Origin of the sequence: Streptomyces sp. NPDC052079 (assembly GCF_040680275.1) — a bacterium.
Lineage (GTDB): Bacteria > Actinomycetota > Actinomycetes > Streptomycetales > Streptomycetaceae > Streptomyces.
Map to the genome: position 1 here is coordinate 1 of NZ_JBFAWL010000010.1, position 17,265 is coordinate 17,265.

11 protein-coding genes are annotated in these 17,265 nt (G+C 71.0%); 9 read left to right on the top strand and 2 right to left on the bottom strand.

All coding sequences use genetic code 11. The features are described from left to right. From AB0L56_RS17130 to AB0L56_RS17150, 5 genes are all read left to right on the top strand, one after another. Positions 1-408: DUF3459 domain-containing protein (locus AB0L56_RS17130; protein ID WP_365424173.1), on the top strand; the 408-nt coding region annotated here is incomplete at its 5' end. A gap of 20 nt (positions 409-428) precedes the next feature. Then, positions 429-2,147, top strand: a complete 1,719-nt coding sequence (treS, locus tag AB0L56_RS17135) for a maltose alpha-D-glucosyltransferase (RefSeq protein WP_361032717.1) — start codon at positions 429-431, stop codon at positions 2,145-2,147. Between the two features lie 28 nt (positions 2,148-2,175). Beyond that, positions 2,176-3,534: a maltokinase gene (locus AB0L56_RS17140; protein ID WP_365424176.1), complete on the top strand. Its 1,359-nt coding sequence runs from the start codon at positions 2,176-2,178 to the stop codon at positions 3,532-3,534. A 4-nt stretch (positions 3,535-3,538) separates the two neighbouring features. Beyond that, positions 3,539-5,764: a 1,4-alpha-glucan branching enzyme gene (gene glgB, locus AB0L56_RS17145; protein ID WP_365424178.1), complete on the top strand. Its 2,226-nt coding sequence runs from the start codon at positions 3,539-3,541 to the stop codon at positions 5,762-5,764. 109 nt (positions 5,765-5,873) lie between these two features. Next, positions 5,874-6,962: a glutamate--cysteine ligase gene (locus tag AB0L56_RS17150; protein ID WP_365424180.1), complete on the top strand. Its 1,089-nt coding sequence runs from the start codon at positions 5,874-5,876 to the stop codon at positions 6,960-6,962. Positions 6,963-7,144: 182 nt separating this feature from the next. Here the strand turns inward: AB0L56_RS17150 and AB0L56_RS17155 are convergent, their stop codons facing one another. Then, positions 7,145-7,378, bottom strand: a complete 234-nt coding sequence (locus AB0L56_RS17155) for a DUF6480 family protein (protein WP_361032705.1) — start codon at positions 7,376-7,378, stop codon at positions 7,145-7,147. Between the two features lie 153 nt (positions 7,379-7,531). Here AB0L56_RS17155 and AB0L56_RS17160 point away from each other — a divergent pair, with 153 nt between their 5' ends. Beyond that, on the top strand, positions 7,532-9,436 hold the full coding sequence (locus AB0L56_RS17160) for an AMP-dependent synthetase/ligase (protein ID WP_365424182.1): 1,905 nt from the start codon (positions 7,532-7,534) through the stop codon (positions 9,434-9,436). A gap of 143 nt (positions 9,437-9,579) precedes the next feature. After that, positions 9,580-10,014, top strand: a complete 435-nt coding sequence (locus AB0L56_RS17165) for an ATP-binding protein (RefSeq protein ID WP_361032699.1) — start codon at positions 9,580-9,582, stop codon at positions 10,012-10,014. 24 nt (positions 10,015-10,038) lie between these two features. On the opposite strand, the gene AB0L56_RS17170 is transcribed toward AB0L56_RS17165, so the two are convergent. Then, positions 10,039-10,410 carry a PRC-barrel domain containing protein gene (locus AB0L56_RS17170; protein WP_361032696.1) on the bottom strand — a complete coding sequence of 124 codons (372 nt, stop codon included), beginning with the start codon at positions 10,408-10,410 and terminating at the stop codon, positions 10,039-10,041. Positions 10,411-10,788: 378 nt separating this feature from the next. Between AB0L56_RS17170 and AB0L56_RS17175 the strand changes: the two genes are divergently transcribed. After that, positions 10,789-14,787, top strand: coding sequence for a HAMP domain-containing protein (locus tag AB0L56_RS17175; RefSeq protein WP_365424185.1), 3,999 nt, complete (start codon positions 10,789-10,791; stop codon positions 14,785-14,787). Beyond that, the gene (locus AB0L56_RS17180; RefSeq protein ID WP_365424187.1) at positions 14,784-17,168 is read left to right on the top strand and encodes a SpoIIE family protein phosphatase; all 2,385 of its coding nucleotides are present in this window, start codon (positions 14,784-14,786) and stop codon (positions 17,166-17,168) included. The genes AB0L56_RS17175 and AB0L56_RS17180 overlap by 4 nt, the downstream gene beginning before the upstream one ends. Positions 17,169-17,265 lie beyond the last annotated feature (97 nt).

Below are 17,265 nucleotides of genomic sequence, written 5' to 3' on the forward strand. Positions count from 1 at the left end.
AAGTACCAGCTCCGCCCCCGCGACTGGGACACCGCCGAACGCCAGGGCCGCACCCTCACCCCCCTCATCACCCGGCTCAACACCATCCGCCGGGAGCACCCCGCGCTCCGCCGGCTCAGGAACCTCCGCTTCCACGGCACCGACAACGACTGTGTGATCGCGTACAGCAAGCGCAGCGGTTCCGATGTCGTGCTGGTGGTCGCCAACCTCGACCCCCACCACACCCAGGAGGCCACGGTCTCGCTGGACCTGCCGCAACTCGGCCTGGACCGGCACGAGTCGGTGCCGGTGTGCGACGAACTGACCGGCGCGACCTACCACTGGGGCAGGGACAACTACGTGCGGCTGGAGCCGGGGCGGGCTCCCGCGCATGTGCTGCACGTCCAGCGACCGCCCGCCGCACAGTGAACCGGAGGGCGAGGAACGCGATGACCGTGAACGAGCCGGTGCCGGACAAGTTCGAGGACACCCCCGCCAAGGACCGGGACCCCAACTGGTTCAAACGAGCCGTCTTCTACGAGGTCCTGGTCCGCTCCTTCCAGGACAGCAACGGTGACGGCGTCGGCGACCTGAAGGGTCTGACCGCCAAGCTGGACTATCTGCAGTGGCTGGGCGTCGACTGCCTGTGGCTGCCGCCCTTCTTCAAGTCGCCGCTGCGCGACGGCGGCTACGACGTCGCCGACTACACCTCTGTCCTGCCCGAGTTCGGCGACCTCGCCGACTTCGTCGACTTCGTCGACTCGGCGCACCAGCGCGGGATCCGGGTGATCATCGACTTCGTCATGAACCACACCAGCGACGAACATCCGTGGTTCCAGGAGTCGAGGAAGGATCCGGACGGACCGTACGGCGACTTCTATGTGTGGGCCGACGACGACACGGGCTACCCGGACGCCCGGATCATCTTCGTGGACACCGAGGCGTCCAACTGGACGTACGACCCCGTGCGCAAGCAGTACTACTTCCACCGCTTCTTCTCGCATCAGCCGGACCTGAACTACGAGAACCCGCGCGTGCAGGAGGAGATCCTGGCGGCCCTGCGCTTCTGGCTGGACCTGGGGATCGACGGCTTCCGGCTGGACGCGGTGCCGTATCTGTACGCGGAGGAGGGCACCAACTGCGAGAACCTTCCGGCCTCGCACGCCTTCCTGAAGCGGGTGCGGAAGGAGATCGACACCCAGTACCCGGACACGGTGCTGCTGGCGGAGGCCAACCAGTGGCCGGAGGACGTCGTTGACTACTTCGGCGACTACGCCGCAGGCGGCGACGAATGCCACATGGCCTTCCACTTCCCTGTCATGCCCCGCATCTTCATGGCCGTACGGCGCGAGTCCCGCTACCCGGTCTCCGAGATCCTCGCCAAGACACCGGCCATCCCCTCGGGATGCCAGTGGGGCATCTTCCTGCGCAACCACGACGAGCTGACCCTGGAGATGGTCACCGACGAGGAACGCGACTACATGTGGGCCGAGTACGCCAAGGACCCCCGCATGCGCGCCAACATCGGCATCCGGCGCAGGCTCGCCCCACTGCTGGACAACGACCGCAACCAGATCGAACTCTTCACGGCCCTGCTGCTCTCGCTGCCCGGTTCGCCGATCATCTACTACGGCGACGAGATCGGCATGGGCGACAACATCTGGCTCGGTGACCGCGACGCGGTGCGCACGCCCATGCAGTGGACCCCGGACCGCAACGCCGGATTCTCCTCCTCCGACCCGGGCCGGCTCTTCCTGCCGACGATCATGGATCCGGTCTACGGCTACCAGGTGACCAACGTCGAGGCGTCCATGGCCTCCCCGTCGTCCCTGCTGCACTGGACCCGCCGGATGATCGAGATCCGCAAACAGAACCCGGCCTTCGGCCTCGGCTCCTACACCGAGCTGCCCTCCTCCAACCCCGCGGTCCTCGCCTTCCTGCGCGAGTACGGCGACGACCTGGTGCTCTGCGTCCACAACTTCTCTCGCTTCTCCCAGCCGACCGAGCTCGACCTGCGCGAGTTCGACGGACGCCATCCGGTCGAGCTGTTCGGCGGGGTGCGCTTCCCGGCCATCGGCGAGCTGCCGTATCTGCTGACCCTCGGGGGCCACGGCTTCTACTGGTTCCGACTCACCAGAGTCGCGTCCCGCATCGGCCGACGACTGTGAGCGTGTGCCGGCGAGAGGAGGCGTCACCATGACGAAGACCGCATTCCTGCGCCCCCGGAGCGCTCCCGTCGAGCCCATGGAGTCGCTCGCCGGGCTGCTGCGCGACTGGCTGCCGCTCCAGCGCTGGTTCGCCGGCAAGGACCGGCCCGTCACCGACCTCGGTGTGCTGTCGATGACGGAGCTGTTCCGGGACTGTCTGCACGTACTGGTGTACGCCGGTCACGGAGGCGTGCCCGCCCCCGGGGGCGCCACCCCCGCCGGTGACTGCTACCAGCTCCTCCTCGGTGTGCGGGAAAACCCCTCGCCACGGCTCGGCAAGGCACTCATCGGCAGGGTGCTGGACGGCCGGCTGGCCGGACTGACGGTCTACGACGCCCTGCATGATCCGCGCGCCGCCCAGCTGCTCCTGGAACGGCTGCGCCACCCAGGTACGGAGGGGCCGCTGCGTTTCGAGTCCGCCGCCTCCCAGGAGGTACCCGCCCGGCTGGTGCCGCGCCTGATGACCGCCGAGCAGTCCAACACCTCCCTGGTCTACGGCGACGAGTACATCCTGAAGGTCTTCCGGCGCATCCAGCCCGGTGTCAATCCGGATCTCGAGGTCCCGGGGGCGCTGGCCCGCCAGGGGTGCCACCGGGTCCCCGCCCCGGTGGCCTGGTTCCACACCACCCATCCGTTCAGGGCGACGCTCGGCGTGCTCCAGCCGTATCTGCGCAACGCTTCCGACGGCTGGACGCTGGCCCTCGACGCGCTCGCGTCCGGTGACGACTTCACCGCGCAGGCCCATGCGCTCGGCCAGGCCACGGCTGACGTCCATATGGCGCTGTCGTCCGCGTTCCCCATCGGCGCCCCGGGGGAGAACGGGCGGACGGCCGCGGCGATGACCGAACGGCTGACCGACGCGGCGCACGCCGTGCCCGTGCTCCAGCCGTTCGTGCCGGGCCTGCGGACCGCCTTCGCCGCGCTGGCCACCTGCGACGCCGGGCCGCCCGCCCAGCGCATCCACGGCGACCTGCATCTGGGGCAGGTGCTGCGGGCGGGACGCGAGTGGTTCGTCATCGACTTCGAGGGCGAGCCGTCCCGGCCGCTGACCGAACGACGCAGCGCCCACTCCCCCGTGCGGGACATCGCCGGGATGCTGCGCTCCTTCGACTACGCCGCCCGGCAGCGCCGCCCCTGGCGCCCGGAGTGGGCGCGTCGCTGCCGTGAGGCCTATTGCGCGGGCTACGCCGCCCGCGCCGGCTGGGACCCGCGCAAGAAGCACGGCCTGCTCCGGGCCTATGAGACGGACCGGGCCGTGTACGAGGTGCTGTACGAGGCCCGGCACCGACCCGACTGGCTGCCCGTACCCATGGCGGCGATCGAGCGCCTCGCCGTGAGAGGAGACTGAAGCCGTGGCCCTGCATGACACCCCGTTTCCCGAATCGGCCGGGCCCGTCCCGTCCGCTCCCGCGGTCCCTGGGGCCGCGCCCGCCCTCGACCCGGCCGACCGGGGACGCCTGCTGGCGGGCGCCCACCACGATCCGCACGCACTGCTGGGCGCCCATCCGGTGCCCGGCGGGATCGCCTTCCGGGCGCTGCGCCCCTTCGCGCGCGACGTGGGTGTGGTCGTCGACGGCGAGCGCACCCCGCTCGTCTCGGAGGGCGACGGCCTGTTCTCCGGGGTCCTGCCGCTGGACGCGATCCCCGCGTACACCCTGACGGTGGCCTACGAGGACGGCGATGCGGTCGAGACGCACGACCCGTACCGGTTTCTGCCCGCGCTCGGCGAGTTCGACCTGCATCTGATCAGCGAGGGCCGGCACGAGGAGCTGTGGACCGCGCTCGGCGCGCACCCCATGACCCACCAGGGCGTCACCGGCACCCGCTTCACGGTGTGGGCGCCCAACGCCCAAGGGGTGCGGGTCGCCACGGAGTTCACCTACTGGGACGGCACGGCGTTCCCCATGCGTTCGCTCGGCTCCTCCGGTGTGTGGGAGCTGTTCCTGCCGGACGTCGGCGAGGGCACCCGCTACAAGTTCGAGATCCACTCGCGCTACGGCCACCGGTTCCTCAAGGCGGACCCGATGGCGCGGCGCACGGAGGCACCTCCGAACACGGCGTCCGTGGTGACCGCGTCGCACTACGAGTGGGGCGACGCCGACTGGTTCGCGCGGCGGGCCCGCACACCCGTGCACGAGGCGCCGTTCTCGGTGTACGAGGTCCATCTGCCGTCCTGGCGGCCCGGACTGACGTACCGGGAACTCGCCGAGCAGCTCCCGGCGTACGTCAAGGACCTCGGTTTCACCCATGTCGAGCTGATGCCCGTCGCCGAGCACCCCTTCGGACCCTCCTGGGGCTATCAGGTGACCGGCTTCTATGCGCCGACGGCACGGCTGGGCACCCCGGACGACTTCAAGTATCTGGTGGACGCGTTGCACCGGGCCGGTATCGGCGTGATCATGGACTGGGTGCCGGCGCACTTCCCGAAGGACGACTGGGCGCTGGCCCGGTTCGACGGGGATCCGCTGTACGAGCCCGGGGACTCCCGGCGCGCGGAGCACCCCGACTGGGGGACCTACACCTTCGACTACGCCCGCACCGAGGTGCGCAACTTCCTGGTCGCGAACGCCGTGTACTGGTGCCAGGAGTTCCATATCGACGGGCTGCGGGTGGACGCCGTCGCCTCGATGCTCTACCTCGACTACTCGCGCGAGGACGGCGGCTGGGAGCCGAACGCCTACGGCGGCCGGGAGGATCTGGCGGCGATGGCGTTCCTGCAGGAGATGAACGCCACCGTATACCGGCGCTGCCCCGGGGTGGTGACCATCGCGGAGGAGTCCACGGCCTGGGGCGGGGTGACCCGGCCCACCGACACCGGCGGCCTCGGGTTCGGGCTGAAGTGGAACATGGGCTGGATGCACGACTCGCTGGAGTACGTCTCCCATGAGCCGGTGCACCGCAAGTACCACCATCACGAGATGACGTTCGCGATGGTGTACGCCTACAGCGAGAACTATGTGCTGCCGATCTCCCACGACGAGGTGGTGCACGGCAAGCAGGCGCTGGTGTCGAAGATGCCGGGCGACTGGTGGCAGCGGCGCGCCACCGTCCGTGCCTTCCTCGGCTTCATGTGGGCCCACCCCGGCAAGCAACTGCTGTTCATGGGGCAGGAGTTCGTCCAGGGGGCCGAGTGGTCGGAGAAGCAGGGCCCGGAGTGGTGGCTGCTCGACGACGGCTACCACTCCGCGGGCGACCACCGTGGCGTGCAGGACCTGGTCCGCGATCTCAACACCCGCTACCGGGCGACCCCGGCCCTGTGGCAGCGCGACACCGACCCGTCCGGCTTCCGGTGGGTGTCGGTCGACGCCGCCGACGACAACGTCTTCGCGTTCCTGCGGTACGACACGGAGGGCCGGCCGCTGCTCGCGGTGTCGAACTTCTCCCCGGTCGTCCGGCACGACTACCCGCTCGTCACCGGCGACGACGTGGCCGCCTGGCACGAGCTCCTCAACACCGACGCCACCCGCTACGGCGGCGGAGGCGTCACCCACCCGGACCCGGTCAAGCCCGAGGACGGCCGCATCCGGCTCACCCTGCCGCCGCTCGCGACTCTCTGGCTGGCACCGGTTCCCCTCTGAGGCGCGGCGACGGCGCCAGGTGTCCCGGGCCCTTCGCGGGGCATTCGGGGTGCGTACGGCCGAGGGTCTCTCGGCGTCGTCGCGGCAGTCGCAGAAGGGCGAGCATCACGTGCGCACGGTGGGAGTGGAGGAGGAGCTCCTCCTGGTCGATCCGGAGACGGGTGAACCGCGGGCGATGTCCGCGGCGGTACTGGCCCGTGCCGAACGGGACGGTGGGGAAGGGGACGTCTTCGAGAAGGAACTGCACGAGGAGATGCTGGAGTTCGCCACGCATCCGCAGTCGTGCATGGAGAGTCTGGGCGCGGAGATCGCCCGCTGCCGCAAGGAGGCCGCCGCCCACGCCGGGGAGATCGGCTGCTCCGTAGCCGCGCTGGCCACGTCACCGCTGCCGGTCAGCCCGTCCATCGGTGTCAACCGGCGGTACCAGTGGATGGAGAAGCAGTACGGCATCGCTACCCGGGAGCAGCTCGTCATGGGCTGCCACGTCCATGTGTCCGTGGAGTCCGACGAGGAGGGCGTGGGCGTCGTGGACCGTCTGCGGCCCTGGCTGCCGGTGCTGACCGCACTCAGCGCGAACTCGCCCTTCTGGCAGGGCACGGAGACGGGGTACAACAGCTACCGCAGCCGGGTCTGGCAGCGCTGGCCGTCCGCGGGCCCGACGGAGATCTTCGGCTCGGCCGGGCGCTACCACCGGCAGGTCGCCGACATGGTCTCCACCGGCGTGATCCTCGACGAGGGCATGGTCTACTTCGACGCCCGGCTGTCCCAGCGCTATCCGACCGTGGAGATCCGGGTCTCGGACGTCTGTCTGCACGCGGAGAACGCGGGGCTGATCGCCACGCTGGCCCGCGGGCTGGTGGAGACCGCGGCGCGCGAGTGGAGTGCTGGCCGGGAGCCGCTGGACCCCGGGGTCAGTCTGCTGCGGCTGGCCGCCTGGCAGGCGGCCCGCTCGGGTCTGAGGGGTGACCTGCTCGATCCGCGGACGATGCGGCGGATGCCCGCCGAGGCGGTCGTGCGCGGTCTGCTCGATCATGTCGCCGAGGCGCTGGAGTCCTACGGCGACCTGGAGCGGGCCCGCGAGGGCTGCGCGCGGCTGCTGCGCGAGGGCAACGGCGCGCAGGTGCAGCGGGATCTGATGCGGCGCACGGAGAGCCTGAGGGCCGTCGTCACGGAGTGCGTACGGCAGACCCAGGCGTAGGCCTGTCCGGCGGATCATGCCGGGTACGCGGGGTCTGGCACGCCCATCTGCGGCGTTGCGGCGGTCGCCGACTCCCTCCTGGCCTTGCCGCTGGACGCACCGGATCCCGCTCACCTGGGTTGCACGGCGCCGCGCCTTTCCCCCGACGTGATCCGCCGGACAGGCCCTGGCGGCTGGGGGGGTCAGAGGATCAGGATCAGGGCGTAGACCAGGAAGAACGCCGCCATCAGGACCACCAGGACGAGGATCGCGGTCAGCGGGCCCTTGGCCCAGCCCTTGGGCGGGTTGTGCGTCTCCCGTGGGCCCGCCTCGGGCATGCTGCTCTCCGCGGGCGGGGTCTCGCCCGGGGGTACGCTGCCGCCCGGCTCCAGGCCGGTGGTGCGTTCCGGTTCGGGATCTGGGTTGACGTAGGTCATGGGGTCCGGGTCCCCCCAATCCGCCGAGATCATCAGTGCGGACACACTTGTCGCGATCCCGGCGCGGGGGAGGTCCGGCTCGGCTACATTCAGGCACCGCCGATGACCGTCCTCACCGGCCGAGTCACACCCCGTACACGTCAGGAGCAGCGCATGCGCGACCTCGCTCTCGCTCCCCGGTCCGCCTCGCCCCTGACCGGCGGTCTCGCCGACAGCCTCTTCGCGACGGCGGACGAGAGCCCGACCCTGCCGGTGCTCGCCCACCGCGCCGGTCCCGACTCCTCCACCTGGGAGGAGATCACCGCCGTGGAGTTCCGCGACAAGGTCGTCGGCCTGGCCAAGGGTCTGATCGCGTCCGGGATATCGCCGGGCGCACGAGTGGCGATCATGGCCCGCACCCGTCATGAGTGGACCCTCCTGTGCCACGCCCTGTGGACGGTGGGCGCGGAGGTCGTCCCGGTCTATCCCACCTCCTCGCGCGACCAGGTGGAGTGGATCCTGCGGGACGCCGGCTGTGTCGCCGTGCTGGTGGAGGACGAGCAGAGCGTGATGACCGTGGGGTCCGTGTGCGCCGCGCTGCCCCGGCTGCGGCACGTGTGGCAGCTCGACGCGGGCGCGCTGGACCAGCTGGTGGCGCGCGGCGAGTTCATTCCCCTGGCGACGGTCGACTCGATGCGGCGGATCGTGCTGCCGGACTCCACCGCCGTGATCGCCTACACGTCCGGCACCTCGGGTCATCCCCTGGGCTGCGCCCTGAGCCACCGCGGGCTGGCCTTCATCTGCGACACCCTGCTGGAGGGCTGGGGCCACACCGCGGCGCCGCCCGGGGAGCGGGGTGCCGTTCTCGCCTTTCTGCCGTTCTCGCACGTCTACGGTCTGATGATCCAGAGCCTGTGCGTCCGCGGCGGTCTGCTGATGGCGCACGAGCCCGATCTCAGCGGGGAGGCGCTGTCCTCGGCGCTGCGCACCTTCCGGCCCACCTATCTGTACGCGGTGCCGTCTCTGCTGGAGAAGATCTACAAGAACTTCCTGCGCGCGGCGCAGCAGCACGGGCGCGGCGCCCTGTTCGAACGGGCCGCCGACACGGCCCGGGACTTCGCCGCAGCGGTGGAGCGGCAGCGGCTGGGGCGCGGCTCCGGGCCGGGCTTCGACCTGCGGCTGCAGCACGCCCTGTACGAGCGCACCGTCTACCGCAAGCTGCGCGCGGCGCTCGGCGGCAGGGTGCAGCGGGGCACGTGCGGCGGATCGCCGCTCAACCGCGATCTCTCCCTGTTCTATGAGGGGATCGGCATCTATGTGCACGACGGCTACGGCCTCACCGAGACCAGCGGCGGGATCACGATGCAGCCGTTCGGCCGGGAGAAGTCCGGCACCGTGGGACAGGCACTGCCGGGTATGCAGATCCGAGTGGCCGACGACGGGGAGATCCTGGTGCGCGGGCCCTCGGTGTTCCAGGGCTATGTGGGCGACGAGGCCGCTACCCGGGCCGCGCTGCGCGGCGGCTGGCTGGCCACGGGGGATCTGGGGAAGCTGGACTCCGAGGGTTACCTCACGATCACCGGCCGCAAGAAGGACATCATCATTACGAGCAGCGGCAAGAGCGTGGCGCCGGCGGCCCTGGAGCAGCGGCTGCGGATGCATCCGCTGGTTCACCAGGCCGTGGTCGTGGGAGACAACCGGCCGTGTGTGGGGGCCCTGATCACGCTCGACCCGGACTTCCTGGCCGACTGGCGGGCTGCCCTGTCCCTGCCGGGCGACGCGTCGGCCCGTGAGGCGCGGGAGGAGAACGCGCTCCGTGAGGAGATCGCGCGGGCGGTCGCGGCGGCCAACAGCAGTGTGTCGCGCTCGGAGTCCATCCGGGTGTTCCGGGTGCTGCCCGAGCCGTTCGACGTGACCAACGGCCTGCTGACCCCCTCCATGAAGCTGCGCCGGGACGAGATCGTGCACCGGTACGCGCTGGAGATCGACGCGATGTACCACTCGCGGAGGCGTCCCGGGCGGACCCGGACCCCGGACGACTCCGCGGGCTGGGACGACTCCGACAACGTGTTCCGCTGATCTTGCGGACGGCCGGGGCGGGGTTTGTCGGCGACCGTGCCCGGGCATGCGGGCGCGTAGGCTCCGCCCTCACGGGAACCCAGGGACCGAAAGGACGCAAGGACGCGAACGACCGCCCCGGCGTACGGGGCTTGGAAGGCGAGATGGCACCCGAGCCGCGTAGGGACAGGACACTGGCCGGCGAGGAGATCACGAGTCGCATCGCCAGCTTCCCGGGGGAGCTGCACGATGTGACGGACGCACGCCTGGTCGCGGAGGAGTTCCTCCTCGACCTGGCCCGTGTGTCGGCGCCCTCGGCTCCGGAGCACTGGGACGACATTCTTCTGGTGGTCACGGAACTGGCCGCCAACGCGGTCCAGTACGCGCCCGGTCCCTTCCAGATGCGGCTGCGCAGGACCTTCGACGGGGTGCATGTGGTCATGCACGACACCAGCACCACCGAGCCCGCCCCGCGGCCCTTCCACCCGAACAGCGGGGGCGGCGGGATCGGGTGGCATCTGATCCATACGCTGTGCGACCAGGTCAGTGTCGTCGGCACCGCCTACGGCAAGGACATCCACGTCTTCCTGCCGTGGTGAGCGGCGGCCGTCCGGCGGCGGGGCTCACTCCGTGGGGTCCTCGCGGGGCGGCAGCCCTCGGTAGTAGTCGCCGACGGCGGTGAGGTAGTCCGGGTCCATGGTCTCGCTGTCGGTCCGGAACGGCGGCGCGGCCTTGACCTCGGCCCGGGTGCAGGACACCGTCACCCTCCGCTCCCCCGCGTGCACTTCGGTGACGAGGCCGACCGGCACGAGGAGGCTGCGGCCGAACACCCATACGCCGGTGTCGACGACGAGGTGCCGCATACCGTGATGGTCGGCCTGCCGGTCCACGTGACCGATGGTTCCGTCACTCGCCGCGACGGTGTAGTCCGTCAGGTCCCGCTCCAATGCCTCGCTCAGGCCGGGCGTGTACGACCAGATGCTGTCGGTGGACACCACTCGCTGCCTCCCCTGTGGACGTCTGCTGCGCGGAGCGGGCGACGTCGCCTCCCGCCCGCTCCCACAGCAGCAAATACCCGGCAGGCGCTCGTGCATTCGAAAGGTAGGGGCCGGAAACCGGGGCTTTCGGGCCGCGCCTCCGGGCCCTCCTCCTGGCTCTGCTCCCGGCCCCGCTCCCGGCCCGGCGAAATCCTGCCAAGTACCCGCGGAATGCGAAGGTATGCGCCTCGGCGGGCATTGTCTCCGACCCGTTTTCGGGGCGGCCTCCCGCTTTGTTCGGCACCCGTCACCTGGGTTAGCCTTCGGCGTATTTCTCATCGCGCACATCCGTGAACTGCGGAAACGCGCACTGACTCTGCCGGATTGAGGGTGCGCATGACCAGCACGAGCACCGAGGGGACCGACGTGGCGCCGGGGGACGAGGAACTGAGGCGGCTCCTGGCGGGGCTGACGGCGGTACGGGACGGGGACTTCGGCACCCGGCTGCCGGACGACGCGGACGGTCTCATGGGGGACATCGCCAAGGTCTTCAACGGTATGGTGGACCAGTTGTCGGTGTTCACCTCCGAGGTGACACGCGTGGCCCGCGAGGTCGGCACCGAGGGAGCCCTCGGCGGACAGGCACAGGTGCCCGGGGTGTCGGGCACCTGGGCCGATCTGACGGACTCGGTGAACGCGATGGCCGGCAATCTCACCGCGCAGGTCCGCAATGTGGCCCAGGTGACCACGGCCGTCGCCAAGGGCGACCTCTCGCAGAAGATCACGGTCGACGCCCGCGGCGAGATCCTTGAACTCAAGAACACCATCAACACGATGGTCGACCAACTCTCCGCCTTCGCCGACGAGGTCACCCGCGTCGCCCGCGAGGTCGGCACCGAAGGACGCCTCGGCGGCCAGGCCGATGTGCAGGGCGTCAAGGGAACCTGGCGCGATCTCACCCACTCGGTGAACTTCATGGCGGGCAACCTCACCGGCCAGGTGCGCAACATCGCGCTGGTGGCGACCGCCGTCGCCAAGGGCGACCTGTCCCAGAAGATCACCGTCGACGCTCGCGGCGAGATCCTCGAACTCAAGAACACCATCAACACGATGGTCGACCAACTCTCCGCCTTCGCCGACGAGGTCACCCGCGTCGCCCGCGAGGTCGGCACCGAAGGACGCCTCGGTGGCCAGGCCCAGGTGCGGGGGGTCTCCGGCACCTGGAAGGACCTCACCGACAACGTCAACGTGATGGCGTCCAACCTGACCGGTCAGGTCCGCTCCATCGCCCAGGTCGCCTCCGCGGTGGGCCGGGGCGACCTGTCGCAGCGGATCAGGGTCGAGGCCGCCGGCGAGGTGGCCGCGCTGGCCGATGTGATCAACACCATGGTCGACACGCTGTCGGCCTTCGCCGACGAGGTCACCCGCGTCGCCCGCGAGGTCGGCACAGAAGGACGCCTCGGCGGGCAGGCGCATGTGCCCCATGTCGCGGGCACCTGGCGGGACCTCACCGACAACGTCAACTCCATGGCCAACAACCTCACCGGCCAGGTGCGCAATATCGCGCTGGTGACGACCGCGGTGGCCAGGGGCGATCTGTCGAAGAAGATCGACGTCGACGCGCGCGGGGAGATCCTCGAGCTGAAGACGACCATCAACACGATGGTCGACCAGCTGTCCGCCTTCGCCGACGAGGTCACCCGGGTCGCCCGCGAGGTCGGCACCGAGGGCCGCCTCGGCGGCCAGGCCGAGGTGGAGGGCGTCTCCGGCACCTGGAAGCGGCTGACCGAGAACGTCAACGAGCTGGCGGGCAACCTCACCCGGCAGGTCCGCGCCATCGCCAAGGTCACCAGCGCCGTCGCCGAGGGCGATCTGACGCGTTCGATCAGCGTGGAGGCCTCCGGCGAGGTCGCCGAGCTCAAGGACAACATCAACGCGATGGTGGAGTCCCTGCGCCAGACGACCCGGGCCAACCAGGAGCAGGACTGGCTCAAGACCAACCTCGCCCGGGTCTCCGGTCTGATGCAGGGACAGCGCGACCTGCCCGTGGTCGCCGAGCTGATCATGGACGAGCTGGTGCCGCTGGTGTCGGCCCAGTACGGCGCCTTCTATCTGGCGGAGGACGGCGACGACGGCCCCGAGCTGCGCCTTGTGGGCTCCTACGGCTACCCCGACGACGACGCACGGCCCACCCGTATCGCCTTCGGCCGCACCCTGGTCGGCCAGGCCGCGCGCAGCCGCCGCACCATCACGGTGGACCAACTGCCGCCGGACTACGTGACGATCTCCTCCGGTCTGGGCCATGTGGTGCCGACCGCGCTGGTGCTGCTGCCGATCGTGGTCGAGGGTCAGGTGCTGGGCGTCATCGAGCTGGCGTCGGTGTCCCCGTTCACCCAGATCCATCAGGACTTCCTGGTCCAGCTGATGGAGACCATCGGCGTCAACGTCAACACCATCGTGGCCAACGCCCGTACCGACGAGCTGCTGGCGGAGTCGCAGCGGCTCACCGCCGAACTGCAGGAGCGCTCCGCGGAGTTGCAGGCCCAGCAGGAGGAACTCCAGCACTCCAACGCCGAACTGGAGGAGAAGGCCGCGCTGCTGGCGGCGCAGAACCGGGACATCGAGGCGAAGAACCTGCAGATCGAGCACGCCCGGCAGGAGTTGGAGGCACGGGCCCAGCAGCTGTCGCTGGCCTCGAAGTACAAGTCGGAGTTCCTGGCGAACATGAGCCATGAGCTGCGCACGCCGCTGAACAGCCTGCTGATCCTGGCCCAGTTGCTCGCCCAGAACCCCTCCCGCAACCTCAGCCCGAAGCAGGTGGAGTACGCGCAGATCATCCACTCGGCGGGCTCGGACCTGCTGCAGCTCATCAACGACATCCTCGATCTGTCGAAGGTCGAGGCCGGGAAGATGGACGTGAGCCCCGAGCGGGTCGAGCTGCGCCGGCTCGTCGAGTACGTCGAGGCCACCTTCCGGCCGATGACGATGCAGAAGAGCCTGGACTTCACGGTGATGACGGCGCCGGGCGCACCGGCGGACCTGCTCACCGACGACTCCCGGCTGCGGCAGGTGCTGCGCAATCTGCTGTCCAACGCGGTGAAGTTCACCGAGCGGGGCGAGGTCGAGCTGCGGATCGAACCCGCCGCGGACGACGAGGTGCCCGCAGGCGTGCTGCGGGGCGGGCCCGTGGTGGCGTTCCGGGTGCGGGACACCGGTGTCGGCATCCCGGAACAGCATCTGGAGTCGATCTTCGGCGCCTTCCAGCAGGCGGACGGCACGACCAGCCGCAAGTACGGGGGCACGGGGCTGGGCCTGTCCATCACCCGGGAGATCGCGCATCTGCTCGGCGGGGCGGTCACGGTGGACAGCGTCGCGGGCCAGGGCAGTACGTTCACGCTGTTCCTGCCCGTGGCCCGGCCGGACTTCGAGGAGCTGCTGCGGCCCGCACCGGTCACGGACCAGGGGGCGGCCGAGGCCCTGCCGGATGCGTCGTCCCGGCCGCTGCCGGTGATCGAGGCGGGGGCCGGGCAGGGCCGGCGTCCGCGGCGGCTGCTCGTCGTGGAGGAGCGGCCCCGGGGTCTGCTGACCCTGGTGGCGGAGAGCGTGGTCCAGGACGTCACCCGCGGCGACGGCGGGTCCCGGCCCTCGGTCGACATCATCACCGCCGTCGGCGCCCAGGAGGCGGCCGGCGCGCTGGCCGCCGATCCGTGCCACTGCGTGGTGCTGGAACTCGGCATGGAGGCCGAGATCACCCGGTTCCTCGAGGCGCTGCGCGGCGATTCCGCGCTGGCGAGCGTGCCGGTGCTGGTGCACAGCGGTCACCGGGCGGCCGACGCGGCGGTGGAGGAGAACCTGCGCTCCCGTGCCGAGGGGACGGCACTGGAGTTCCTGTACAGCCTCGACGAGCTGCGCGAACGCATCGCCCTGCACCTCTCCGCCGAGGAACCGGGTGACGTGCTGTCGCTGGTGCGGGCCGACGAGACGCACAGGGCGGCCCCGCAGACCGTCGTGGACGGCTCGTTCGCCGGCCGGACGGTCCTCGTCGTCGACGACGACGCGCGCAACCTGTTCGCGCTCAGCGGGATCCTGGAGCTGCACGGCTTCCGCGTCCTGCACGCGGAGAACGGCCGGGCGGGCATCGAGAGACTGGTGAACAACCCCGACGTGGCGCTCGTTCTGATGGATGTGATGATGCCCGAGCTGGACGGCTACGCCGCCACGGCGGAGATCCGCGCCATGCCGCAGTACGCCGACCTGCCGATCATCGCCGTCACCGCCAAGGCCATGCCCGGCGACCGGGAGAAGAGTCTCGCCTCGGGGGCCAGCGACTACGTCACCAAACCGGTCGACACCCAGGCCCTGATCGCCTGCGTGCGCCGTTGGCTGCCCGCATGAGCCCCGAGCCGCTGCCCGGGCATGCGTCGGCGGGGCCCGCGGGGGTGTCCGCCGACTCGCCCGTGGGCAGGCTCGCGGCCACGGTGGACCGGCTCAGCCGTGAGGTGCGGGCGGCACAGGCCGAGGCCGAGGGCCGGGCACTGATCGAACTGGCCAAGGGCATCCTGGTGGAACGGCTGGGGTGCGGTCCCGCGCAGGCCGCCCGCCAGCTCACCGAGCTGACCGAGCAGGCCGGGACGACTCAGCTGGAGTTCGCGGTCGAGGTCATCAACGAGGCCGCCCGGGACCGGATGTCCGAGGTGACGGGCGCCTTCCTGGCCGCCACCCGGGCCGCCGGGGACGCGGGGCCCGAGCCTGCCGCCGTACGGCTGCGCGCGGCGGAGAGCGGGGCGCTGGCCGCGGACGACACCCAGGCCGTGGCCGAGTCCCTCCTCGAACAGGCGCTGCGCCCGCTGGGCGCGGTGGCCGTGGCGATCTGGGCGGCCGGCGCCGACGGGTCGCTCACCCTGGCGGGCAGCGCCGGGTTCTCCCCCGCCGAAGCGGCGCGCTGGTACTACGTACCGCCGGACGTGGCGACGGTCGCCCGGTGCGCCCTCACGGAGCGCGACGGCCTGTGGATCGGGTCGACGGCCGACCGGGGTCTGCCCAGCGTCGGCCGGCACCACTACCCGGAGGGGGGCAGGGCGGCCGTCCCGGCCGGCACCGGGGGGCGGGTGTACGGCGTGCTGGAGATCGTCTGGCCGGCTCCGCTGCCCGAGCAGCCGCCGCAGATCGTCCGCCAGGTGGAGGCCCTGGCCGAGCTGTGCGCGCACACCCTGGAGACGTACACGCCGCCGAGCGGCCCGGCCCGGCGGCCGCAGGTGCTGCCGGACGCCGCGGAACTGATGGACCTGGCCGACGGACTGTACGACCCGGCCCTGGTCCTGGTGCCGCACCTGGACGCCTCCGGGAACCTGCTGGACTTCCGTATCCAGCACATCAACGGCCGCTTCCTGGACCCGGCGGGCCGGCCGCGTGCCATGGTCAGCGGTGCGCTGCTGCTGGAGGCGTATCCGATGGCCGCCGGGGACAGCGAGCTGTTCCAGCGGATCGAGCGGGTGTACGCCACGGGAGAGCCGTTCCGGGCCCGGCGCATGAACCTCACCGCCCTGGTCGACGAGGTGCCGCTGGCGGCGGTCGCGGACATCAGTGTCAGCCGGCACGGCTCCGGCATTCTGTTCATCTGGCGGATCGAGGACGAGACGGCGCGGCTGGCGAGCCTGCTCCAGCACGCCCAGCGGCTCGGCCGGATCGGGGGTTTCGAGGAGAACCTGCTGACCGGGGAGATCACCTGGAACGGGCAGCTGTTCGACCTGTACGGGCGGCCGCCGACCAGTCCCCCGGTGCCGCTCGAGGAGCTGCCCGCGCACGCCCACCCGGACGACGCCGTCACCATCGGCCGGTTCCTGCGCACGCTGCTGCACCACCGGCGCCCGGCCTCCGCGGCCTTCCGGCTGCAACGGCCCGACGGGGTGACCCGGCACATCCGCGTCGTCGCCGAGCCGGTCCTGGACACCGACGGCAGGCTGCTCACCACCCGCGGCGCCTACCAGGACATCTCCGCCCAGCACTGGACGGAGGTGGCGCTGGCCGCCACCCGCGACCAGCTCGCGCACACCGAACAGCACGCCAGCGAGCGGGACCGGCTGGCGCTGCAGCTGCAGCGCGCCATCATGCCCCCCACCCAGGCGCCGCTGCAGGTGCCGGATCTCGATGTGGCCGTCCGCTACCGGCCCGCGGAGGCCGAGCAGCTGGTCGGCGGCGACTGGTACGACGCCGTGGTGCTGCCGTCCCGGCTGGTGCTGCTGTGCGTGGGGGACGTCGCGGGGCACGGCATAGAGGCGGCGACCAGCATGGTCGTCCTGCGCAACGCGCTGCGGGGGCTCGCCGTGACCGGTGCCGGCCCCGGGCAGCTGCTGTCGTGGCTGAACATCGTGGCGCACCATCTCACGGGCGGCGTCAGCGCCACCGCGGTCTGCGGCCTGTACGACCCGGCCACGCGCACGCTGCGGTGGGCGCGGGCGGGTCATCTGCCGCCGGTGCTGGTGCGGGGTTCCGAGGCGGCTCCGCTTCCGCTGGTACGCGGGCTGCTGCTGGGCGCCGTACCGGAGGCGTCGTACGAGGAGGCGGAGGTGCGGCTGGCCGCCGAGGACAATCTGCTGATGTACACGGACGGTCTGATCGAACGCCGGGACCGCACCGTGGAGGAGTCCCTGACCCATCTGCTGGCCACGGCCGCGACGGCCCCGGGCACGCTTGACCAGCGGCTGGACCGACTGCTCACCTACAGCAGGTCGGACACCGACGACGACACCTGCATCGTCGGAATCCGCGTGGGATGAGCCCTCGCGCCGCGACGGACGACGGGCCGAGGCATGAGCGGGCGATTCGGGGGTACGCGCGGCTGCGCGACGAAGAGCTTGATCACCTTGTTGGAGG